The sequence below is a fragment of the Roseobacter insulae genome (assembly GCF_019375555.1).
In the GTDB taxonomy this organism is placed as follows: Bacteria; Pseudomonadota; Alphaproteobacteria; order Rhodobacterales; family Rhodobacteraceae; genus Roseobacter; species Roseobacter insulae.
On sequence record NZ_JAHXDN010000002.1, the window covers coordinates 461466 to 482681 of the forward strand.

Consider the following 21216-nt stretch of genomic DNA (forward strand, 5'->3'; position numbering starts at 1 on the left):
GGGTCGGGCAGGCCTAGGGGCAATACTCTGCCTGCGGCGTCGTGGTGTTCTTGCCCCGGGCGCAGAGGTACTGCACGCCCGCGTCAGAGACATAGTACCGCGCGCCGTGCTGCTGCACGATGACCCGGTAGTTCTCGCCCGCAAGGCTGTCGTCCAGATACTCCCGTAGCTTGAAATCAAACACGTAGCCCTGTGCCGTCTGCTCCACAATGAGTGAGATCTTGCTGTCGCCGACAGTGGCACCCACAAGGCTCAGAAAATCATCCGCCAGTGCAAAGGGCGTCTGACTGGACAGATCGATCTTGGGCAGCTCAATGGCGCGATACCCTTCCAGCAGATGGGTATCGGCCATCGCGCCGGACGGAAGTGCCAATGCAGCCATGCAGGCCAGGCCGGTCAATAGTTTACGCGTCTTTGGGATCAAGAAAGTCTACCTCGTCAAGATGGCGCACGATTTTCCTGCCGGGACACGCCGTTGCTTTCACATCCCCATGAGCAAATACCTTTCTGCCGCTGGGGGCAAGAGAGCCAAGGTTCTTCATTTCCCTGAATTGCCCGTAATCGGGATGGCTGGGGTCGAATTTCAGCCAGCCGAGAAAATATGACAGCAGTTTCATCTTGCCCTTGAGGTCAGCACCGTCGACCGACAGGTCTTCAAAATTGCCTGCGAACGAAACGGCAATCGCCCTGGTGTTGTGACCTTTCGTATGCGCGCCGGTGCGGTCTTCGCCGCGGCCTTCGCAAATGTTCAGATCGCCGTTGGCCATGATGAAGGCAACGAAATTATACGCGACATCAAGGCCGAGTTCCGGGCGAATGACCTGCAACTGGCGCATTCTGGCAAAGGTCTCCTCTTCGTTTTCCCAGATGTTCGGCGTGCTGTCAGAGTCCGGCGTGACCGTATGGTGTATGAAGACATGTGTCCGATCGCTGCGGTCCACCCGCCCCCCCAAACGCGGCAGGACGGTGTTGGTAACCCATTCTTTCCGGCTGAAAAAATTCAGATGCGGGACAATTTCAAATCTGGCCATGGTAAATTTCTCCTTTAAAAAATAGCCAATTATTGGCGAAATTTGCTCAAAAAATCAAGTTTGGGTTGTTTTTCGAGGCGGTATTCCCTCTGATCTTCTGGCCTGCGGGAACTGATTTCGACGGTGAACCCGTGCGCGCTCGGTCACGAATACTGCTCAGGTCATCGCATCTGAAAACCACAGTGCGCGCTCTGGCGCGCGCAGTTGCCACCGCCCCGCAATCATCCGTCTGCCGTGTCCCGACTGTCGGCGTCACCACCGGGGGACTTGCCGTAAGAAAAATCCGCTGCTTTACTGGAGGGCATTGGTTTTCCAGTCTTTGCGCGCGACAGCGCCCTGCGTCAATTTTTCTGACATGTGCAGGCAGGACCGAAATGCATTTGAGGAAAAAATGGATATTTTATTGTACGCTCTTCAATTCTTTCTGATCTATCTCGCGGCGGACCTTCTGGGCGGGGTCTTCCACTGGGCGGAGGATACGCTGGGGGATGAGAACACCCCGCTGTGGGGTCGGCATGTTGTCGCCAGTAATGTCATTCATCATAACGATCCGACAGCGATGAACCGCATTCACTGGTTGAAAAACAACGCGTCGTCTTTTGGCGCGTCGGCCCTGGTGATCCTGGGGGCCTATGCCGGCGCCGTGCTGACATGGCAGCTGTGCGCCTTTGCCATTCTGGCCGGTCTCAACCAACAGGTGCACCGCTTTGCGCATGCGCCACGCCTGTCCCTGCCGTCATGGGTCATCGCGTTGCAGCGTTGGGGCGTGCTTCAGGACGCCGCACATCACTGGCGCCACCACAAGGCGCCCCACACAACGCATTATTGCGTAATGTCGCCAATGCTTAACCCAGTGCTGGACAAAATCGGGTTCTGGCGTCTGGCAGAACGCCTGCTGGTGCCGATATGTGGTGCGCCCCGCCGCGATGATCTCAGGGGCGAACCCTGGTACCATCCTGCCGAGCTCAGGCGCGGGCCGGGCTGCGGCTGATACGGTCCAAGCCACATCCTTCACGCGACCTCACGCACCGTTCCCTTCCAGCAACTTGGCCGCGGCGGCCGAGATCAGCGCCGTGATGATCGGTGCCAGAACCGCAAGCGCCTTTTCCAGTATCTTCACGATCTGGCGCGGCATGCTGTCTTCGGTCAGCTCGCCGGATTTGGCATGTTCCAGGCCGGATATCTTGGCGTTCAGGTACAAAACGGTGGGCAGGTAAAAAGACAGGATGACGAGGGTGAAAGACGTACCCCAGAACAACGCGATGGAGTTCTGCAATGTCCGAAACGCGGTTTGCTGATCGCCCTCCAGAAACTGTGCTGGCCAGCCTGACCATGTGTAGACGCACAGCATCGCCCCCGTGAACAGCACCGAGGAAACATAGAGAAAGAGGTTTGGCAGTCGGAACACCTGCGCGCGCGTCCAGGTCATCAACTCGACCCGCGAGATGCAGACTGCGCGGGCCGTTCCCAGCGAACAGGCCGCCAATCCGATGGCCGCCAGATAGGTGATCAGGTCCAGATACAGGTTGAAACCACTGGGGGGATTACCGGCGCTGTATGCGCCGAAGGTACAATCGGCATCCTGCGCGTGCACTTCGTGACAATGGTTCAGGATGCTGATGAAAAGCTCGCTCCCAAGGTTCTTGTAGTTGCGGTTTTCGCCCGCAACGCTGCCAAACATTAATGCGATCCCGATGGTCACGCTGATGAGAAACAGGAAGAACAGGATTTCTTCCCACGCGCCGAACCGTTTTTCCGCCCGAGGCCCCTGAATTTTCCGCATTGAAAACAGTTGGAGGCCGACACCGGCCAGGACTTCCTTGAGAAACAGGCAGACGGCACCGACGACCAGCCAGAAGTAAAAGATCAGGGCCGCCTGCAAGGTGAAGCGCGTGGCGTTATCGTAATAGGTGCTCTCTGTTTCGAACGTGGGCGTGAGACCGTTGATAACGGGATTGTTCAGCCGGTATGTGAGCAGCTCCGTGGTAGCATAGAAAACCAGCGGCAGGGTTCCGATCAGGAACATCAGCCATTTGCCGGTTCGTTCTGGTTCCCTGACGGTGGAATGCCCGGAGGCCGGACGATCATCTTGGTTCATAATTAACCCTGATGCCTGTTGAAATTGAGATAAAATTCAAAAGCCAATGCAGCCGATGATTGTATGGACAAGCGTTTTGGTCAACAAAAACTGACGCCTGACCTGCCGCAGCCACTGTCTGGACGGCGGTCAGAACGGATGCACCGTGCCGATAAAGCGTGCTCGTGGGCAGGGGACTAACGGGATGGATCAAACAAAACAGGCGTCACAACCCATGTTGCGACGCCTGTTTTGAAAGACCCATTGGAGCGGGCGAGGCGATTCGAACGCCCGACCCTAACCTTGGCAAGGTTATGCTCTACCCCTGAGCTACGCCCGCTTCCTTGGGTGAGGCGTGAAATACCCGCGCTGAACGCCTCCTGCAAGCGAAAAATCAGCGTTTGATCCAAAAATGTTCAGCCGTTCGCACGGGCAGGTTGGGCGCGCCTGCCGGGTCGTGCGGCTTTCTGGATGAGGTCCCAGCGATTGCCGAAAGGATCGCGAAAAACGGCCACGGTTCCATAGGTTTCGGTGCGCGGCTCTTCTTCGAACACGATCCCCTTCGCCAGCAACCGAGCGTGATCCCGGGCGAAATCGTCGGTGTCCAGAAACAGCCAGACACGTCCGGCGCCCTGATCGCCGATCGCGGCCCTTTGACGGTCGTTCTCGGCGCGGGCCAGCACGATCCTCACCGGACTGCCGGGGGCGGAGACGGTCACCCACCGCTTATGGCCCTGCGGGATATCTTCGATCAGATCAAACCCCAGGGTGTCGCAGAAAAAGGTGATCCCGATGTCATAGTCGGGCACGATGAGAGACAGCGCTGCAAGTTTCATGGTGCGCTTATGCCAAAGGTGGCAGGAAAGGCCTACCCGCATTTTCAACGGGGTTATGGCTCGCCGAATCTGCCGTCTACAGAGCCACGGCGCGCAAGCAACCCCCCTTGTGATTTTGCGCAAGATCCGAAGTCATGGGTATCTGGGGGTGTTCTGATACACCAGCTTTCTCGCCATGCTTGAATGAATTCATCCCCTGCGGGAACCGTACCCCGAAATCGGCGTAATTCGTTTCCAATACCTGCGGTTTCCACTAGCATTTTTACATTGAGCGGAGATTTTTTGGCGTGCTGATGCGCCGATATGAGCGCTGTGCCTTATTCAGGCAGCGGCGAGGGGATTGGAGGACCGAATGAATTGGATTTTAAGGGTGTGTACTGCGGGCGTATTGGCGCTGGGTGTCAGCACGGATGCGGAAGCGGCGGTCGTTGATGGCGTCTGCAATCTTGGCGATACGCGCATAACGGTCGGGTATGTCGCGGCGAACGATGCAAACCATGTGGAATGCAGCGCCGGCAATCCAAGCTACAACACCGGGAAGCGCTTTTTCTTCGATATGGAGTACCAGCTGAGCTACAAATCAGACGGGTCCGACAAGGCTGACAGCTACGTGACCTTCTCCAACTCGCTGCTCGACAACAACGCGGCCGACAACGATTGGTCTCTGAATGTACCGGCTCTGGTTGAAAGCGTAATTCTGTTGTTCAAACAATCCAACGGATACGCGGCTTTCCTGGTATCGGGAACGTCCGGCACATGGGACATTTCGAAGTACAACAAGAACGGATGTGACAAGCTGGGCTGTTACGAGACCAAGAACGACTACTCGCACGTGGATATTTGGTACAAGCTGGGCGACGCGACACCGGTACCGCTGCCGGCAGCAGGGTGGATGTTGCTGGCAGGTCTGGGCGGTCTAGGCGCCATGCGGCGCCTTCGCAAGTCCTGATCGCAACCCGGTTCTGGTTTTGAAAGCGGCCCCCGGCGGGGCCGCTTTTCTTTGGCCGTCAGTCCAGCTCCACCAGCAGGTCCTTGGCATCGATCTGACCACCGGCGCTGACATGCACCGCCTTGATCACCGCGTCCCGTTCGGCGTGGATGCCGGTTTCCATCTTCATCGCTTCGATGGTCAGCAGCAGATCACCGGCCTTGACCTTGCTGCCGGTGCTTGCCGCCACGGAGGCGACAACACCCGGCATGGGCGCGCCGATGTGATTGGGGTTGCCGACCTCGGCCTTGGGCCGCTGCGCCGTGGACGCCTTGACCAGCCGGTTCGGCACCCGGATGACCCGGGGCTGGCCGTTGAGTTCAAAGAACACCTTGACCTCGCCGTCCTCGTTGGTATCGCCGACCGCCTGCAACCTGATCTCCAGTGTCTTGCCGGGGTCGATCTCGGCAGAGATTTCCTCGCCCGGCTCCATGCCGTAGAAAAAGGTCTTGGTCGGCAGCGCCCGCACCGGCCCGTAGATTCGGTGACGCCCCATGTAGTCGAGAAAGACCTTGGGATACATCAGGTATCCGCTGAGGTCCTCGTCATCGACCTCGCGCCCCTCCATCGCGTCGGAGGCTTCACGCCGCAGCGCTTCGAGATCGGCGGGGGGCAGGTGCTTGCCGGGCCGTTCGGTATTGGGTTTCTCGTCCTTGAGCACTTTCTTGACGATGGACTTCGGAAACCCGCCGGGTGGCTGGCCAAGGTTGCCGCGCATCATGTCCACCACGCTGTCAGGGAAGGATACCTCGGTATCCACGTCCTCGACCTCCGCCCGTGTCAGGCCCTGTGCCACCATCATCAACGCCATGTCGCCCACCACCTTGGACGAGGGCGTGACCTTCACGATATCGCCGAACATCTGGTTCACGTCCGCATAGGTCCGCGCCACCTCCGGCCAGCGGTCCTCCAGCCCCAGAGACGCGGCCTGTGCCTTGAGGTTGGTGAACTGCCCGCCCGGCATCTCATGCAGATAGACCTCGGAGGAGGGCGCCTGCATGCCGGTCTCAAAGGCGGCGTAATGGCCGCGCACCTCTTCCCAGTAATCCGATATTTCGCGTACCGCCTGCATCGACAAACCGGTGTCCCTGTCGGTGTGTTTCAAGGCCTCGACCACCGAGCCCAGCGTCGCCTGAGAGGTATTGCCCGAGAGCGCATCCATCGCGCAGTCCACCGCATCCACTCCCGCCTCGGAGGCGGCAAGGATCGTGGCGGAGGCCACGCCTGCGGTATCATGGGTGTGGAAGTGAATGGGCAGGCCCACCTCGCTTTTCAGCGCCCTGAACAGCTGACGCGCGGCTGCGGGTTTCAGCAGGCCCGCCATGTCCTTGAGCCCCAGCACATGCGCGCCTGCGTCCCGCAGTTCCTTGCCCATATCAACGTAATACTTCAGATTGTACTTGGCGCGGTCCGGGTCGTTGATGTCGCCGGTGTAGCAGATCGCCCCTTCGCAGATCTTGCCGTTTTCGATCACCGCATCCATCGCGACGCGCATATTCTCCACCCAGTTGAGGCTGTCGAAGACGCGGAAGACATCAACGCCCGTCTTGGCCGCGACGCGCACGAATTCCTGCACCACGTTGTCGGGGTAGTTGGTATAGCCCACGCCGTTGGAGGCGCGCAGCAGCATCTGCGTCATCACGTTGGGCATCGCCGCGCGCAGGTCGCGCAACCGCTGCCACGGACACTCCTGCAGGAAACGGTAGGCCACGTCGAAGGTCGCCCCGCCCCAGCACTCAACCGAGAAGAGCTGCGGCAGGTTCGCCGCGTAGCTCGGCGCGACCTTGATCATGTCATGGCTGCGCATCCGTGTGGCCAGAAGCGATTGGTGACCATCCCGCATCGTGGTGTCGGTGATCAGCAAAGGGCGCTGCTGCCCCATCCAGTCGGCGACCGCCTGCGGGCCTTTCTGCTCCAGCAGATTGCGCGTGCCCATCATCGGCTCGGCTTTGAGCGCGGGCGGTTTGGGATCTTTCACATGGGCGCCGGGGCGCGGGTGCTCCTTGGTTTCTGGGTGCCCGTTCACCGTGATATCGGCGATGTAGGTCAGCACCTTGGTGCCCCGGTCTCGGCGCTTGGAGAACTGGAAGAGGTCCGGCGTCTCGTCGATGAACTTGGTGTGATAGGTATTGTCGAGGAACGTCGGGTGCTTGAGCAGGTTCTCGACAAAGGCGATGTTGGTGGAAACGCCGCGAATGCGGAATTCGCGCAGTGCGCGGTCCATCCGTGCAATCGCTGCTTCGGGGGTCTGCGCCTTCGCCGTCACTTTCACCAGCAGGCTGTCATAGTATCGCGTGATCACGCCACCGGAATAGGCGGTGCCGCCGTCGAGCCGAATGCCCATGCCGGTTGCTTCGCGAAAGGCGGTGATGCGGCCATAGTCGGGGATGAAGTTGTTCTGCGGGTCTTCCGTGGTGATCCGCGTCTGCAGGGCGTGGCCAGTCAGCGTCACGTCATCCTGGGTCGGCTTGCCCGTGGCCTCGGCAATGGTCTTGCCTTCAGCGATCAGAATTTGTGCCTGTACGATGTCGATGCCGGTGACTTCCTCCGTCACCGTATGTTCGACCTGCACGCGCGGGTTGACCTCGATGAAGTAGAACTGCTCGGTTTCCATATCCATCAGGAACTCGACCGTGCCCGCACATTCGTAGTTCACGTGTTTACAGATCTTGTAGCCCAGCTCGCAGATCTCGCGCCGCTGCAGATCGGTGAGGTAGGGGGCGGGCGCGCGTTCCACGACCTTCTGGTTGCGCCGCTGCACCGAGCAGTCCCGCTCGTACAGGTGATACATGCCACCGTGCTTGTCGCCAAGGATCTGAACCTCGACATGCCGGGCTTTCAGGATCATCTTTTCCAGATAGCCCTCGCCATTGCCAAAGGCGGCCTCGGCTTCGCGGCGGCCCTCCAGCACCTTTTCTTCGAGTTCGCCTTCAGCCTGAATGGGCCGCATTCCACGCCCGCCGCCGCCCCAGGAGGCCTTGAGCATCAGCGGATAGCCGATGTCCATGGCTTCCGCCTTGATCGCCTTCATGTCATCGCCCAGCACTTCTGTGGCGGGGATCACCGGCACGCCGGCCGCCATCGCCACGCGCCGCGCAGAGGCCTTGTCGCCGAGCGCGCGCATGGTCTCGGCCCTGGGGCCGATAAAGGTGATGCCGTTCTTTTCACAGGCGTCCACGAAATCGGGGTTTTCCGACAGCAGCCCGTAGCCCGGATGGATCGCATCCGCGCCCGAAGCCTTCGCCACCCTGATCATCTCGTCAATCGACAGATACGCGGCGACCGGCCCGAGCCCCTCGCCGATGCGGTAGGCTTCATCTGCCTTGAACCGATGCAGCCCCAGCTTGTCCTCTTCGGCGTAAACCGCGACCGTCTTCTTGCCCATCTCATTGGCCGCGCGCATGATGCGGATGGCGATCTCACCCCGGTTGGCGATCAGGATCTTGCGAAATTCGGTCATGGAGGGGCCTCGTCACTGTTGGCAGTTGCGTCTGTGTAGAAACAATATTGCTCTGCGTAAACGCGTAGTATTGGGTAGGTTTCCCAGCCTTCTGCCGCACCGCAGCATTTTGCGACGGAAATGTAAAGTGACCCAGCGGCATATTTAGGGCGAATTACGGCAGCGGGGACATCCCCGGGAAGATCAATCCAGACGGAAGGGCGCTGGCAGCCCTTGCAGAGACGTGGCGCCGATCTGGCCCATGTTGGCCTCGAGATCCTTCGTCAGTAAGTCGATCAGATGGTCAATTCCGGAGGGACCAAGCGCCGCCAGTGCGAAATGGAAGGCGCGGCCCAGCATCACGAAATCGGCACCCGAAGCGAGCGCGCGCAGTATGTCCAACCCGCCCTCGACACCGGAATCGAAGATCAGCGGCAGCTCTGTCGCCGCCCTGACCGCGGGCAAGGCCTCTATCGCGGCGGGGGCTGCATCGAACTGGCGTCCGGCATGATTGGACACCCACAGCGCATCGACCCCGATGGCTTCGAGTTTCGGCGCGTCTTCCGGTCGCAACACGCCCTTGATCACAAAGGCGTCCGGCCATTCATCGCGCAGCCATTGCACGTAACTCCAGTCGGGCGACGTGCGCAGCAGGTACCCTGCGTGTTGCGTGGACGACAGGGCGGTCGCGGTTTTGGTCGTGTATTTATCCAATCCACGCATCCGCGGCATGCCGCGCCGCGCCATGCCCATCGCCCATGCCGGGCAGGTTGCCACCTGCGCAAGCAGGCGCCGGGTCAGGCGCGGCGGCTGCGTCAGGCCCGAGCGCGTCTGGCGTTCCCGGCGCGACGCCACGGGAACGTCGACGGTCAGGATAAGCGTGTGAAATCCTGCGGTGCGGGCGCGCGCCAGCATGTCCTTGCGAATTTCCTCGTCCCGGGGCGGGTACATCTGGAACCACGCCTCGGGGCCAATGTGTGGCGCAAGCTCTTCCGGCGACTGGCTGGCAACGGTTGAGAGCGAATAGGGTATGCCCGCTTTGGCGGCCGCGCGGGCAAGATGGCCTTCGGCATCCGGCCACATCAGACCCGACATGCCTACCGGCGCGATGCCAAAGGGCAGGGGCAGATCACGACCCATCAACCGCGTGCGCAAATCCGCATCGCCTTCGCCGTGCAGAATGGAAGGCATCAGCCCGACCCGGTCCAGCGCTGCACGGTTGCGGCGTTTCGTGGCCTCGGTGCCGGTTGCGGAATCCAGATATTCCCAGACGAACCGGGGAATCCGCCGACGCGCCGCTGTCCGCAGGTCGCTGATGGCCGGGTATCGTGCATGAGGGTTCATCAGGTCCCGCCCCCAAGCCTTGTGTTTTGACAGTGCAGCTGACCCATCACGCGGCGGAGGAGGGGGAGGCTTCCGCTTCGGCGGGCACCTTGACAGTCAGGTCCTTCAGCAGCGGGAAATAGGGCATTGCCTTCTCAATCGCCTCGGCGGAGAGCGCGACATCATCGTGCATGGCACGGCTGTCGTTGGAATCATGCACTGCGCGGATGTAATAGGGACGCTGATCGTAGTTCACCCGTACCGCGTGGCGCCGTGCGACTTTCTTGTGAGCCAGCATATAGGGGTTCTTGCTTGTGTCTGTCGGAGCGACAAGCGCAAGGCCCAGATTGGTGAACGGCACCACCCGCGGCATCAGGGTAATCCCGTCATCTTCAAAACGCGCTGTCATACCCGTTGCATAGGACAGGTAAACACAGTCCTGATCGTCGCGAAACCGGCTAAGCGCGAACTCTCCCTCGCGCTTGCAGGATTCCACGAAATCAACCGATACCGCATCATCGTCGTCCAGAACGATCTGCGCGGAGTGGCTATGGGTGTTCAATCGCCTCTGGGTGAATTTCTGCAGCCAGCGTCCGGCGCTGCCCGGCGCCCGGGCAATCACATGCGCCCGTTTTTTGCCGATCACGTCGTGACAGGCTTCGGTGAGCAGCTTGAGATGATCCTGGGGCAGGAGAGAGGAGGTCAGCACCACCAGCTTGAAATCGGGATCGGACTGGTCGCGCAGGCAGGCAAGGTTCATCTTGAGAAACAGGTCGAGCCGCTTGTTCAGCCTCTCAGGGTCAAACAACAGCTCCTGTGCCTTGCTGGTATCCGAGCGCCACCCAGATTGCCCGAAAAACGAATACCGGGTCTGGAAAACCGCCTGCAGGCTGCTGGACATGATCACGCTACCGTTTTGCTGCTCGTCTGTCGGGGAATCCTAGGCGGGTCACTCTGCGCGCGCAAGCTCCTGTCAGCAGTGCCGCCACAGGTGATGCCTTGAGGTGACGCTGCCTCGAAGGCCGGCGCTGTCCTCACCTTCGGGATCTGCGGGTCCGCATGAACCTATGCCCGCCCAGGATCGTCGCAGGCGACAATCAGGACGGCCGACCCGCGGCTCTCACGCTCCTGACAGAAATACCGGCCACGAAGGCGGAACAGAAGCCGAACATGCCTTTTCTTTCCTGCGCGCCAAAGCTATGCTCCCGGCATGAGCAGCTATGACGAAATGGACGCCTTCGACGGGGCCTCTCTCTCCGCCCGCGCGATGGCGGCACGGCCACAACCTTATCTGGACGGTCTGAACCCGGCACAGCGTGCCGCCGTTGAACAGCTGGAGGGTCCGGTTTTGATGCTGGCGGGCGCCGGCACCGGGAAAACCCGTGCCCTCACGGCGCGCATCGTGCATTTGCTGAACACAGGCCGCGCGCGTCCGAATGAGGTACTGGCGGTGACCTTCACCAACAAGGCCGCGCGGGAGATGAAAAACCGCGTGGGCCAGATGCTGGGGCAGCAGATCGAGGGAATGCCGTGGCTGGGCACCTTCCATGCGATCTGCGTGAAACTGCTGCGCCGCCATGCGGAACTGGTCGGGCTCAAGTCGAATTTCACCATTCTGGATACCGACGATCAACTGCGCCTGCTCAAACAACTGGTGGCGGCGGATGGCATTGACGACAAGCGCTGGCCTGCGCGGCAGCTGGCAAATATCATTGACGGATGGAAGAACCGGGCGCTGACGCCCGATAAGGTCCCGGCCAGTGACGGGGGTGCTTACAACCATCGCGGCGTGGTGCTTTATGCGCAGTACCAGGAACGGTTAAAAGAACTCAACGCGACGGATTTCGGTGATCTGTTGCTGCACATGGTGACGATCTTTCAAACGCACGGCGATGTCCTGGCGCAGTACCAGCGCTGGTTCGCGTACATTCTGGTGGACGAGTATCAGGACACCAACGTCGCGCAATATCTCTGGCTGCGGCTTCTGGCGGGCGGGCATAAGAACATCTGCTGCGTGGGCGACGATGACCAGTCAATCTATGGCTGGCGCGGGGCCGAAGTGGGCAATATCCTGCGGTTCGAAAAGGATTTTCCGGGCGCGCATGTGGTGCGGCTGGAGCAGAACTACCGCTCCACCCCGCATATCCTCGCGGCCGCCTCGGGTGTCATCGAAGGCAACCAGGGACGTCTGGGCAAAACGCTGTTCACTGAGCTCACCGAGGGTGAGAAAGTGCGCCTGATCGGCCACTGGGACGGCGAGGAAGAGGCCCGCTGGATCGGTGAAGAAGTGGAAGCGGCACAACGTGGCACGCGGGGACTGGCGAAATTCGGCCTTGACCAGATGGCCATTCTGGTGCGTGCGTCGCACCAGATGCGGGCCTTCGAGGACCGGTTCCTGACCATCGGGCTGCCCTACCGCGTGATCGGCGGGCCAAGGTTTTACGAGCGGATGGAGATCCGCGATGCCATGGCCTATTTCCGCGTGGTGGTCAGCCCGGATGACGATCTCGCCTTTGAGCGGATCGTCAATACGCCAAAACGCGGATTGGGCGACAAGGCACGTCAGACGATCCAGCGCACCGCGCGCGAAAACGGCGTCAGCCTTGTGGAAGGCGCCCGGCTTGTGGTTGACACCAAGGCGGTTGGCGGCAAGGGCGGGGTGGAACTGGCCAAGCTGATCAGTGGGATTGATCGTTGGGGCCACATGGCGGGAGACAAGGACCTCAGCCATATGGAACTGGCCGAAATCATCCTGGATGAGAGCGGCTACACCGCCCATTGGCAGAATGACAAGACACCGGAAGCCCCCGGGCGGCTCGAAAACCTCAAGGAACTCGTCAAGGCGCTGGAGCAATTCGACAACCTGCAGGGTTTTCTCGAACATGTCAGCCTGATCATGGACAACGAAAGCGACGATGGCGGGGAAAAAGTCTCCATCATGACACTGCACGCGGCCAAGGGGCTGGAGTTTCCGGTGGTGTTCCTGCCGGGTTGGGAAGATGGGCTTTTCCCCTCTCAACGGTCGATGGATGAAAGCGGGCTCAAGGGTCTGGAGGAGGAGCGCAGGCTTGCCTACGTGGGTATCACGCGGGCCGAAGAGGTCTGCACGATCTCCTTTGCGGCGAACCGGCGCGTTTTCGGTCAGTGGCAGAGTTCAATGCCTTCGCGATTCATCGACGAATTGCCGCAGGATCACGTTGAGGTTCTGACCCCGCCCGGCCTTTACGGAGGAGGATACGGCGCCGCCGCGCCGACATCTAACCTGCACGACGCTGCAGCCGAGGCAAATGTCTACAACTCGCCGGGGTGGCGGCGGCTGCAGGCGCGCAGTCAGGAGCGCCCGGTCAGCCAGCCGCGCGAGTCAAAAAACACGGTGATCGACATGTCCGCCGTGTCGAGCTTTGTTGTGGGAGAGCGGGTTTTCCATCAAAAGTTCGGCTATGGCGCTATTCAGGGCATCGAGGGTGACAAACTTGAGATCGCATTCGAAAAGGCCGGTCTCAAAAAAGTCGTCGCGAAATTCGTGACCGGCTGTGACGATATTCCATTCTGAAATCCGGCGCTTCGGCGATACCTTTATCGTTTTGACGTCCGCTATCGGGGCATCGCGGCTTTCGCGGCATTGCGCTGAATTCGACTGTGGAGGAGCCGTTCAGCGAACGGTCGGTCTCAGTGTTGCTGAATATCTGCATCAAACCCCTGGCCGCAATATGCCCGGACAGTCGATCATGGGCGGTTCCGTGCTGCGGCTATTGATCCGAGTTGTCTTGGCGTGCCAAAAGCATGGTGAATTTGTGTGGGTGGCCAGACTTCCGAAAAGGAATACGCAGCATGATTGCCTACGTCACCGTCGGTGCCGATGACATCGCTCTCGCCAAGCGGTTTTACTCTGCGTTCCTGCCAGCCCTCGGTTACGGGCTGGATGAGGTGCATGGGGACCTGAGTTTCGCACTGCCCGTACAACCGGGCCAGTCACCCGTTCTGCCGGATTTCTATGTTAAATCACCCTTCGACGGAAGTCCGGCCTCGGCTGGGAATGGTACCATGGTTGCCTTCGAGGCGCGCAATCAGCAGCAGGTACGCGATCTCCACGCCGCAGCCCTTGCCGCAGGCGGCCTTGACGAAGGCCAGCCGGGCTTCCGCGCGTCGTACGGCCCGCATTTTTATGTTGGCTACCTTCGCGACCCTCAAGGCAACAAGATCGCCCTGTTCTCCAGCAATCCGGACGAACCCGGACGAGACGGATAACGCGGGTTTCGCAGGAGACGACTGCGCATTTTTCGCGTGCCCGACCCGAAGACCGCGCGCTATGGGGCGCAGCGGACCGATCTTGTTTCGCGCGGCTACGATCCTCGTCCAAACCCAAAGCCGCTGTTGAAGGTTTTTCCGCTTGCGCATAATAGCAGCCATTCGCCACCTTTCAGAAGGTCAGGAAAGGGGTCACAGCGGCCTTTGAAATCTCGCCCTTCCGTAAAAAAAAGGCGACTCCCGGGAGGTGGGAGCCGCCTTCTCGTATCCGCCTCAAGAAGCAGGGAGGAGGAAGCTTCTTGGACGTATCGCGGCAGGCCTTGCGGCCCGAATAAAAAGGGACGGTGACATCTGGGAGGAGGATAGATGCCACCGCCTTACGCAGACGCCCCAGGGAGGAGGAAAGGCGCGCCTGATCTTGGTTCCCTGCCGGACCCGAAAGAAGGGTCTGAAGCAGGTGCTCACGTCATCCCGCGAGCTGGAATTCGTGCGACGACATCAGGGGAGGAGGAGATGTCGCCGCGAAGTGTCACGCGTCCTAGGGAGGAGATGGGCGCGTGATCCCGAACAGGCTTACTTGCCTGTGTGCGATTGTGCCGCTTCGTATGCCAGACCTCTGATCATGGACCGGCTGAGGCCCAGATCGTTCAGTTCGCGGTCGTTCAGACCTGCGAGCTCATTGTATGTCTGACGGTAGACACGGTAGCGTGCATAACGTTGTGCTGCTGCATTCAGCAGGGATGCGGTGGCGGCCAGGCCCCGTTCAATCAGGCTGGCGGTCGCTGTGTTCGTATGTGTGTAATAGGCCATGATGTTTGCCTCGTGTTCTTGTTCATCTTCGTGTTGTGACCGTTATGTATGCTTATGCTGCACTTGCACAATAGACAGCTCGACAATGCTGCTATGCAGCAATTGCATGGGCGACCTAGCGTAAATTTATGCGTGCCGCTATAGGGTTAGGCAGTTGGAGAGCTTACATCCCGTTAGCGGAAACAGGTGCTGGCAAAAGCGGCGCACGTGAGGAGAAAATGAGCATGTCTGTGACGAAAGCTGAAATAGAGGCGGCGCTGGAGCGCATCGCACTTCCCGACGGGAAAAGCCTTTTGGCGCATGATTTGATTCGTGCCCTCGCGGTTGATGGCGGTTCTGTACGCTTTGTTATCGAAGCGCCGACGCCCGAGGTGGCCCGCCAGATGGGACCATTGCGGGACGCTGCTGAAAAGCTTGTGTCAGAGTTGCCGGGGGTGTCGCGTGTCTCTGTCGCGCTGACGGCGCATGGGCCGGCGGAAAAACCGGCAGCACCCAGCCTGAAGATCGGCGGGCATCCAAAGCCGCAGGCGGGTCCAACCAAACCGAGCGGTGTAAAACGCATTCTGGCAATTGGATCCGGCAAGGGAGGGGTCGGCAAATCCACCGTCGCCTCGAACCTCGCGGTTGCCCTGGCGCGGGCGGGTCGGAAAGTGGGGCTGCTGGACGCCGACATCTACGGGCCGTCCCAGCCGCGCATGATGGGGGTCAGCAAGCGTCCGGCGTCCCCCGACGGTAAAACGATTATCCCGCTGCACGCCCATGGCGTCACGCTTATGTCGATCGGCTTCATGCTGGAAGAAGGCAAGGCAGTTGTGTGGCGCGGGCCGATGCTGATGGGCGCCCTGCAACAGATGCTGGGTCAGGTAGAGTGGGGGGAGCTGGACATATTGCTTGTCGATCTGCCGCCGGGCACTGGTGATGTGCAACTGACACTTTGCACCAAGTCGGAGCTGACGGGCGCCATCGTCGTGTCCACGCCGCAGGATGTGGCCCTGATCGATGCGCGCAAAGCGCTTGATATGTTCGATACGCTGAAGACACCGGTGCTGGGGCTGATCGAGAACATGTCGATGTTTGTCTGTCCGGACTGCGGAGCGGAGCACCAGATATTCGGGCAAGGCGGTGTCGCTGCCGAGGCGCAGAAGCTGGGCGTGCCGTTGCTGGGGGCGCTGCCGATTGATCTGGACACCCGTCTGGCCGGCGATGGTGGCACCCCGATCGCGGCAGGCGACAGCGCAATGGCGCAGGCTTATGCGCAGATTGCGGAGGGGTTGATCAAGGGCGGCATGGCATGATGCCGCCCCGGGCGGATCAGGTAAGTGGTCGCCCTTGTATCAAGTGACCGTACAATGTGCTGAGCACGCTGACGTAAATCAGCGATTGAATGACGATCTGGATACTGCCGACGGCAATAGACAGCCCGGGCAGCATCGCAGCAATGCCGCCCGATAGCTCCGCAATGACAAAGTTCAGTACGCCCAGCAAGACCGCCGTCCAGAACACATCGCGCGAGATCGTACCAGTGGCGCGCCAGCTTTCGGACAACTTCAGTTTCTGACCAATCGCCGCGGCCGGCAGGATCAGACTGACCCGCAGGGCGATCCAGCTGAGGAAAATGCCGAGCATCGCGCCGAGGGCCACGCCAATCAGGTAACTGGCGCTCGCTGTCTGCGGGAAGATCGCCGCCAGAAGGCCGATGACGAACCCTCCCGGGATGCTCGCAACGAAGGTGATGCCGAAAATGATGATCGCACCCAGCAGGTATTGACCGAACACGCCTGCCGATGGGCGCATAACCTCCGCCCTTGCGTCATCAGTCAAAAGCGCGTGCCGGTGCCAGAGAACTGCAAAAGCGATGATGCCGAACGCGCCGATCACCAGCGCGCAGATGAAGAGCAGCGGATTTGTAACCGATGGAACGGCCAGGTCCGTCGCGTCCAAACCGGTAACACTTGCGCCGGTCAGAATTGCTGCGACGGTGCAGGCAATCACCCCGGGGGAGATGACTTTCAGAGTTTGTCCGGGTTCCGCGAAGATCAAAGCAAAGGTGCGGTTGAAGATGTTGATAGGTGTACTCAAGGGACTGTCACTTTCAATTGTGTGCTGGTCTCGTCTCTATCGCGTGATGGCGCTGGCAGGAACACCGCGGCGTGAATTTCGCCAGTCGCAAGGCTATGGGAATTGATGGGACGATCTGATTGCGAGGCTGCGTGATCCGGCGTCGCGCAGCGCTGAACGAATCAATTTACCTTTTGAAACCGTGTTTAAGGGCGATTTTCCGTAGTTCGGAATAAGAACAAAATATGAACAATTGGAGTGAGTAAGGCCGTATCTGGAAAAAGTTGGGAATTCAGGGGAGCAAATAGGGGGAATTTCACGAATCAATATGTTGTGGCGATATCTCATTTCAATACAATTTATTGTCCATATCCAGCAAATTTTGACCAAAACACTAATCTTCGTTAAGGTTAATGGCGAGGATTAGGGAATTCGTAACCAAAAATCCCTTGCTGTACCATGATTTCCCACGTTATACCTTATGACATCAGATGAGAACGAGCCGGGGCACCAAACGACCCCACGCAAAACAAAAAACTCTAGCAGGTTTCATACAGGCACCTCGCTTTCAGCTGACCAAGAGATCCGGCGCGCGAGCGAGCAGACATCCCCCCAGGTGGCGCGCGCAGCTGGACTTCCCCGCAGATGCGGGACGAGGGCGGCGGGTTGATCAGTGGCAGCAGATCAACCCGCCGTTTCCATTTCACGACAGGGGGATAGGCGTCAACCTCAGCGGGGCGCGGAAGATTGGGATAAGGCAGTGAGCCGCAGGTTCAGAGGCGAAAGCCATCACAAGGTCGATGCAAAGGGGCGGGTCTCTATCCCAGCCTCTTTTCGGCGTGTGATCGAGGCCGCTGATCCCAACTGGACCTCGGGCGACGCCCCCGAACTGGTTATCGTCTACGGCGATCACCGCCGCAATTATCTTGAATGCTATACAATGGAAGCGATCAACGAGGTTGACGACAAGATCGACGCGCTGCCCCGGGGGTCGATGGAGCGAAAGATGCTCCAGCGTCTTTTCCACGGGCAATCCTTTCCAACCTCGGTGGATGAGACCGGGCGCCTGGTGCTGCCGGCCAAGCTGCGGCAGAAGATCGGTCTGGACAAGGAAGCGTTTTTCATTGCCGCCGGTGACACTTTCCAGATCTGGCAACCGGAAACCTACGATGCCGAGGAAAACGCCAGGACAGAAGCGTGGCTGGATGAGTTGCCGGATGATTTTGACCCGCTGGTCTTTCTGGATGGTAAGCAAGGGGAGTAAGTCATGGCTGCTGCGGCCTCCTCTGACACGTCTGCCCCGCATATTCCGGTTCTGTTGTCCGCCATCCTCAGGGCTGTCGAACCCGTCACCGGAACCTGGCTGGACGGTACCTTCGGTGCCGGTGGATACACGCGCGGGCTGCTGGACGCGGGCGCTGATCGGGTGATCGCGGTGGACCGGGATCCGCTGGCCTTTGACATGGCGGCCACATGGGCGGACACCTACGGGGATCGCCTTGTGCAACAGCAGGGCGTGTTCTCAAAAATGGATGACTATGCGACGGAACTGGATGGCGTGGTTCTGGATCTGGGCGTTTCCTCCATGCAGCTTGATCTGGCGGCGCGCGGGTTTTCATTCATGCGCGACGGCCCGCTCGACATGCGCATGAGCCAGGAGGGCATGTCGGCGGCGGATATCGTCAACGACGCCCCCGAGGAGACCATTGCCAACATCCTGTTTCTTTATGGAGAGGAGCGGGCCAGCCGCCGCATCGCCAAGGCCATTGTGCGCGAGCGCGCTCAGGAAAAGATCACGACAACCCTGCGGCTGGCCGCCATCATCGAAAGCTGCCTTCCCCGTTCCAAGCCCGGTCAGTCGCACCCTGCAACCCGCAGCTTCCAGGCTCTGAGAATTGCGGTGAACAACGAATATGGCGAGCTTTTCCAAGGGCTTATGGCTGCTGAACGCGCGCTTAAGTCGGGCGGATATCTCGCGGTTGTCACCTTCCACTCTGTCGAAGACCGCATGGTAAAACGCTTTCTGACGGCGCGCGCCGGGGCTGGCGGCAATGCCAACCGTTACGCGCCGGAGGCGGCGCAGGAACCGCCGGGTTTCATCCTGAAATCGCGTAAAGCGATTGTTGCCGACGCATCGGAAATCGCGGCCAATCCGCGGGCGCGCTCGGCCAAGTTGCGTGTGGCTGTCCGGACAGAGGCGCCAGCCAAGGACATTGAAGCAAGGGCCATCGGCATGCCGATGCTTAAAGAGGTCATCTGATGCGGACGTTTTTCTATATCCTGACAACACTCAGCGTCATCGGACTGGCATTCTGGGCCTACCGTGAAAACTATGCGACCCAGGCGGCTCTGTCAGAGACGAACGCGCTGCGTCAGGACATCCGCGAGGCCCATGAACGTCTTGCCGTACTGCGTGCGGAATGGGCATATCTGAACCGTCCGGACCGTTTGCGGGATCTGGCAGAGATCAATTTCGACCGGATGGGATTGCTCGAACTGCATCCCGAACAGTTTGGATATGTCGATCAGGTTGCCTATCCACCAGACCCGCTGGTCCCGATCACAAACCCGGTGGATGTCATCAATCTGACCGAAGAGACGACAGGTGAGGCCCGCCCATGATCCGCACGCCGCTCCGCCCGCTGGCCCGTATTCTGGACGCCCGTGCCAAGGGTGAAAACCCTGATGCGATTGAGCGGGAGAATATTCGTATCCGTCATGAACAGATGCGCGATCAGGCGCGCCAGCGTGCCGAGGGGCGGCTTTTGGTGCTGGGGCTGTTTTTCGTCGTCGCCTTCAGCGTTGTGGGCACCCGGATGGGCTTGCTGGCCACTGCGGAGCCGACCGAGCCGCAGGTGGAAGCGCCGGGCAGTCGCATACACGCCTCGCGCGCTGATATCGTCGACCGGCATGGGCGGCTGCTTGCGACCAACTTCGAAACCCATTCTCTTTATGCCCAGCCCCCGCAGATGATCGACCCGGCCCATTCGGCGCGGGCGTTGGCCGCCGTTTTCCCGGACCTTGACGAGAACGAACTGCTGGCGGATTTCACCGGGCCGCGCAAATTCATCTGGATCAAGCGGAAAATCAGTCCGGAGCAGATGCAGGCAGTGCATGAGATTGGCGATCCGGGCCTGCTGTTCGGATCGCGCGACATGCGCCTTTACCCTAACGGGCGGCTGGCGGCGCATGTGCTGGGCGGGGCGAGCTATGGCCGCGAGGGCGTTCATGCCGCAGAGGTCATCGGCGTGGCCGGTGTCGAAAAGTATTTTGACGACCACCTGCGCGATCCGGCCAACGGCAACAAACCGCTGGCACTGTCATTGGATCTGACCGTTCAGGCCGCGGCAGAACGGGTGCTTTACGGCGGCATGAAACTGATGAATGCCAAGGGCGCGACATCCATTCTGATGGATGTGCATACCGGTGAAGTGATCAGCGTGGTATCGCTGCCGACCTTTGACCCGAATAATCGCCCCCGGCCAGCCACCACCGGCGACCAATCCGACAGCCCCTTGTTCAACCGCTCCGTGCAGGGGGTGTATGAGCTCGGATCGACCTTCAAGATCTTTACCGTCGCACAGGCAATGGATCTGGGGCTGGTGAACCCCGAGACCGTCATAGACACCAAGGGGCCGCTGCGCTGGGGCAAATTCCGGATCCGCGACTTCCGCAATTATGGCGACACGCTGACCGTTTCGAAGATCATCGAAAAAAGCTCGAACATCGGCACCGCGCGGCTGGCCATGCAGATCGGTACTGATCGTCAGCGCGCGTTTCTGCAGGAACTGGGCATGCTGGAGGCCACGGATTTCGAGATCGTGGAGGCGGCGACGGGCAAACCTCTCCTGCCGAAAAAGTGGTCGGAGCTGAGCACGATGACGATATCCTACGGCCATGGCCTGTCGACGTCGCCCATGCATCTGGCAGCGGGCTACGCCGCCATCGCGAATGGTGGGTTTAAGGTTCAGCCCACCATTCTCAGGCAGAGCGGTCCACAATTGGGCGAGCGGGTCTTTTCTGAACGTTCGTCTGCCGCCGCGCGGCGGATGCTGCGCAAGGTGGTCACGGACGGCACCGCCTCTTTCGGGGACGTGGCAGGCTACGCCGTGGGGGGCAAAACCGGCACGGCGGACAAACCGCGCCCGCAGGGTGGCTACTACGATGACAAGGTCATCGCGACATTCGCGTCGATTTTCCCGGCGCATGATCCGCGCTATGTTCTTATAGTCACGCTGGACGAGCCGGTGGACACCATCGGCGACAAGCCACGCCGCACCGCGGGCTGGACAGCGGTTCCGGTGGCCGCCGAGATGATCAAGCGTGTTGCGCCGCTGCTGGGATTGCGGCCAACCGTTGAACCTCGGGAATTGACAGATATAAAGCTCACCAAGAATTAAGCCGAA

At 60.0% G+C, this 21216-nt stretch carries 18 protein-coding genes and 1 tRNA gene; 9 read left to right on the forward strand and 10 right to left on the reverse strand.

The window, feature by feature from the left end:
• Positions 1-13: 13 nt before the first annotated feature.
• Together KX928_RS08425 and KX928_RS08430 are read right to left on the reverse strand one after the other, a co-directional pair.
• Entirely contained in the window at positions 14-382 is a 369-nt protein-coding gene (locus KX928_RS08425; protein ID WP_219500964.1) for a hypothetical protein, read from the reverse strand.
• 22 nt (positions 383-404) lie between these two features.
• The gene (locus KX928_RS08430) at positions 405-1031 is read right to left on the reverse strand and encodes an N-acetylmuramoyl-L-alanine amidase (protein WP_219500965.1); all 627 of its coding nucleotides are present in this window, start codon (positions 1029-1031) and stop codon (positions 405-407) included.
• A 391-nt stretch (positions 1032-1422) separates the two neighbouring features.
• Between KX928_RS08430 and KX928_RS08435 the strand changes: the two genes are divergently transcribed.
• Positions 1423-2022: a fatty acid desaturase CarF family protein gene (locus tag KX928_RS08435; protein WP_219500967.1), complete on the forward strand. Its 600-nt coding sequence runs from the start codon at positions 1423-1425 to the stop codon at positions 2020-2022.
• Between the two features lie 30 nt (positions 2023-2052).
• Here the strand turns inward: KX928_RS08435 and KX928_RS08440 are convergent, their stop codons facing one another.
• The 3 genes from KX928_RS08440 to KX928_RS08450 form a co-directional block, all read right to left on the reverse strand.
• Positions 2053-3129, reverse strand: coding sequence for a hypothetical protein (locus tag KX928_RS08440; protein WP_219500969.1), 1077 nt, complete (start codon positions 3127-3129; stop codon positions 2053-2055).
• A gap of 244 nt (positions 3130-3373) precedes the next feature.
• A tRNA-Gly gene (locus KX928_RS08445) sits at positions 3374-3448 on the reverse strand.
• A gap of 76 nt (positions 3449-3524) precedes the next feature.
• Complete coding sequence (locus tag KX928_RS08450; protein ID WP_219500971.1) at positions 3525-3944, reverse strand: VOC family protein; 420 nt, start codon at positions 3942-3944, stop codon at positions 3525-3527.
• 352 nt (positions 3945-4296) lie between these two features.
• On the opposite strand from KX928_RS08450, the gene KX928_RS23975 reads away from it, so the two are divergent.
• On the forward strand, positions 4297-4893 hold the full coding sequence (locus KX928_RS23975) for a VPLPA-CTERM sorting domain-containing protein (protein ID WP_257883639.1): 597 nt from the start codon (positions 4297-4299) through the stop codon (positions 4891-4893).
• Between the two features lie 58 nt (positions 4894-4951).
• On the opposite strand, the gene KX928_RS08460 is transcribed toward KX928_RS23975, so the two are convergent.
• The 3 genes from KX928_RS08460 to KX928_RS08470 all read right to left on the reverse strand — a co-directional run bounded on the left by KX928_RS08460 (position 4952) and on the right by KX928_RS08470 (position 10595).
• A complete protein-coding gene (locus tag KX928_RS08460; RefSeq protein ID WP_219500973.1) occupies positions 4952-8392 on the reverse strand; it encodes a pyruvate carboxylase in 3441 nt (1146 codons plus the stop codon).
• A 183-nt stretch (positions 8393-8575) separates the two neighbouring features.
• A complete protein-coding gene (locus tag KX928_RS08465; RefSeq protein ID WP_219500975.1) occupies positions 8576-9715 on the reverse strand; it encodes an alpha-hydroxy acid oxidase in 1140 nt (379 codons plus the stop codon).
• A 46-nt stretch (positions 9716-9761) separates the two neighbouring features.
• A complete protein-coding gene (locus tag KX928_RS08470; RefSeq protein ID WP_219500977.1) occupies positions 9762-10595 on the reverse strand; it encodes a glycosyltransferase in 834 nt (277 codons plus the stop codon).
• A gap of 309 nt (positions 10596-10904) precedes the next feature.
• Here KX928_RS08470 and KX928_RS08475 point away from each other — a divergent pair, with 309 nt between their 5' ends.
• Together KX928_RS08475 and KX928_RS08480 are read left to right on the forward strand one after the other, a co-directional pair.
• Entirely contained in the window at positions 10905-13247 is a 2343-nt protein-coding gene (locus tag KX928_RS08475; RefSeq protein WP_219500978.1) for an ATP-dependent helicase, read from the forward strand.
• A gap of 278 nt (positions 13248-13525) precedes the next feature.
• Positions 13526-13942, forward strand: coding sequence for a VOC family protein (locus tag KX928_RS08480; RefSeq protein ID WP_219500981.1), 417 nt, complete (start codon positions 13526-13528; stop codon positions 13940-13942).
• Positions 13943-14515: 573 nt separating this feature from the next.
• Here the strand turns inward: KX928_RS08480 and KX928_RS08485 are convergent.
• Positions 14516-14752, reverse strand: a complete 237-nt coding sequence (locus tag KX928_RS08485; protein ID WP_219500983.1) for a DUF1127 domain-containing protein — start codon at positions 14750-14752, stop codon at positions 14516-14518.
• 224 nt (positions 14753-14976) lie between these two features.
• Here KX928_RS08485 and KX928_RS08490 point away from each other — a divergent pair, with 224 nt between their 5' ends.
• Positions 14977-16047 (forward strand): Mrp/NBP35 family ATP-binding protein, encoded by a 1071-nt coding sequence (locus KX928_RS08490; protein ID WP_219500986.1) that lies wholly within the window; start codon positions 14977-14979, stop codon positions 16045-16047.
• A 16-nt stretch (positions 16048-16063) separates the two neighbouring features.
• On the opposite strand, the gene KX928_RS08495 is transcribed toward KX928_RS08490, so the two are convergent.
• On the reverse strand, positions 16064-16831 hold the full coding sequence (locus tag KX928_RS08495; protein ID WP_219500988.1) for a hypothetical protein: 768 nt from the start codon (positions 16829-16831) through the stop codon (positions 16064-16066).
• 739 nt (positions 16832-17570) lie between these two features.
• On the opposite strand from KX928_RS08495, the gene mraZ reads away from it, so the two are divergent.
• The 4 genes from mraZ to KX928_RS08515 are packed head-to-tail and all read left to right on the forward strand — an operon-like array spanning position 17571 to position 21210.
• The gene (mraZ, locus tag KX928_RS08500) at positions 17571-18074 is read left to right on the forward strand and encodes a division/cell wall cluster transcriptional repressor MraZ (RefSeq protein ID WP_219500994.1); all 504 of its coding nucleotides are present in this window, start codon (positions 17571-17573) and stop codon (positions 18072-18074) included.
• Positions 18075-18077: 3 nt separating this feature from the next.
• Entirely contained in the window at positions 18078-19070 is a 993-nt protein-coding gene (gene rsmH, locus KX928_RS08505) for a 16S rRNA (cytosine(1402)-N(4))-methyltransferase RsmH (protein ID WP_219500995.1), read from the forward strand.
• The gene (gene ftsL, locus KX928_RS08510; RefSeq protein WP_219500996.1) at positions 19070-19432 is read left to right on the forward strand and encodes a cell division protein FtsL; all 363 of its coding nucleotides are present in this window, start codon (positions 19070-19072) and stop codon (positions 19430-19432) included. Before rsmH ends, ftsL begins: the two co-directional genes overlap by 1 nt.
• A complete protein-coding gene (locus KX928_RS08515) occupies positions 19429-21210 on the forward strand; it encodes a peptidoglycan D,D-transpeptidase FtsI family protein (RefSeq protein WP_219500997.1) in 1782 nt (593 codons plus the stop codon). Before ftsL ends, KX928_RS08515 begins: the two co-directional genes overlap by 4 nt.
• The last annotated feature ends 6 nt before the right edge of the window (positions 21211-21216 follow it).

Bases quoted from the DNA above. Each gene is read 5' to 3' on its own strand.
- KX928_RS08470 (WP_219500977.1), bottom strand. From the start codon at position 10,595: ATGTCCAGCAGCCTGCAGGCGGTTTTCCAGACCCGGTATTCGTTTTTC.
- KX928_RS08430 (WP_219500965.1), bottom strand. From the start codon at position 1,031: ATGGCCAGATTTGAAATTGTCCCGCATCTGAATTTTTTCAGCCGGAAA.
- rsmH (WP_219500995.1), top strand. From the start codon at position 18,078: ATGGCTGCTGCGGCCTCCTCTGACACGTCTGCCCCGCATATTCCGGTT.
- KX928_RS08435 (WP_219500967.1), top strand. From the start codon at position 1,423: ATGGATATTTTATTGTACGCTCTTCAATTCTTTCTGATCTATCTCGCG.
- KX928_RS08460 (WP_219500973.1), bottom strand. From the start codon at position 8,392: ATGACCGAATTTCGCAAGATCCTGATCGCCAACCGGGGTGAGATCGCC.
- ftsL (WP_219500996.1), top strand. From the start codon at position 19,070: ATGCGGACGTTTTTCTATATCCTGACAACACTCAGCGTCATCGGACTG.
- KX928_RS08450 (WP_219500971.1), bottom strand. From the start codon at position 3,944: ATGAAACTTGCAGCGCTGTCTCTCATCGTGCCCGACTATGACATCGGG.
- KX928_RS08480 (WP_219500981.1), top strand. From the start codon at position 13,526: ATGATTGCCTACGTCACCGTCGGTGCCGATGACATCGCTCTCGCCAAG.
- KX928_RS08465 (WP_219500975.1), bottom strand. From the start codon at position 9,715: ATGAACCCTCATGCACGATACCCGGCCATCAGCGACCTGCGGACAGCG.
- KX928_RS08475 (WP_219500978.1), top strand. From the start codon at position 10,905: ATGAGCAGCTATGACGAAATGGACGCCTTCGACGGGGCCTCTCTCTCC.
- KX928_RS08485 (WP_219500983.1), bottom strand. From the start codon at position 14,752: ATGGCCTATTACACACATACGAACACAGCGACCGCCAGCCTGATTGAA.
- KX928_RS23975 (WP_257883639.1), top strand. From the start codon at position 4,297: ATGAATTGGATTTTAAGGGTGTGTACTGCGGGCGTATTGGCGCTGGGT.
- KX928_RS08440 (WP_219500969.1), bottom strand. From the start codon at position 3,129: ATGAACCAAGATGATCGTCCGGCCTCCGGGCATTCCACCGTCAGGGAA.
- KX928_RS08515 (WP_219500997.1), top strand. From the start codon at position 19,429: ATGATCCGCACGCCGCTCCGCCCGCTGGCCCGTATTCTGGACGCCCGT.
- KX928_RS08425 (WP_219500964.1), bottom strand. From the start codon at position 382: ATGGCTGCATTGGCACTTCCGTCCGGCGCGATGGCCGATACCCATCTG.
- KX928_RS08490 (WP_219500986.1), top strand. From the start codon at position 14,977: ATGTCTGTGACGAAAGCTGAAATAGAGGCGGCGCTGGAGCGCATCGCA.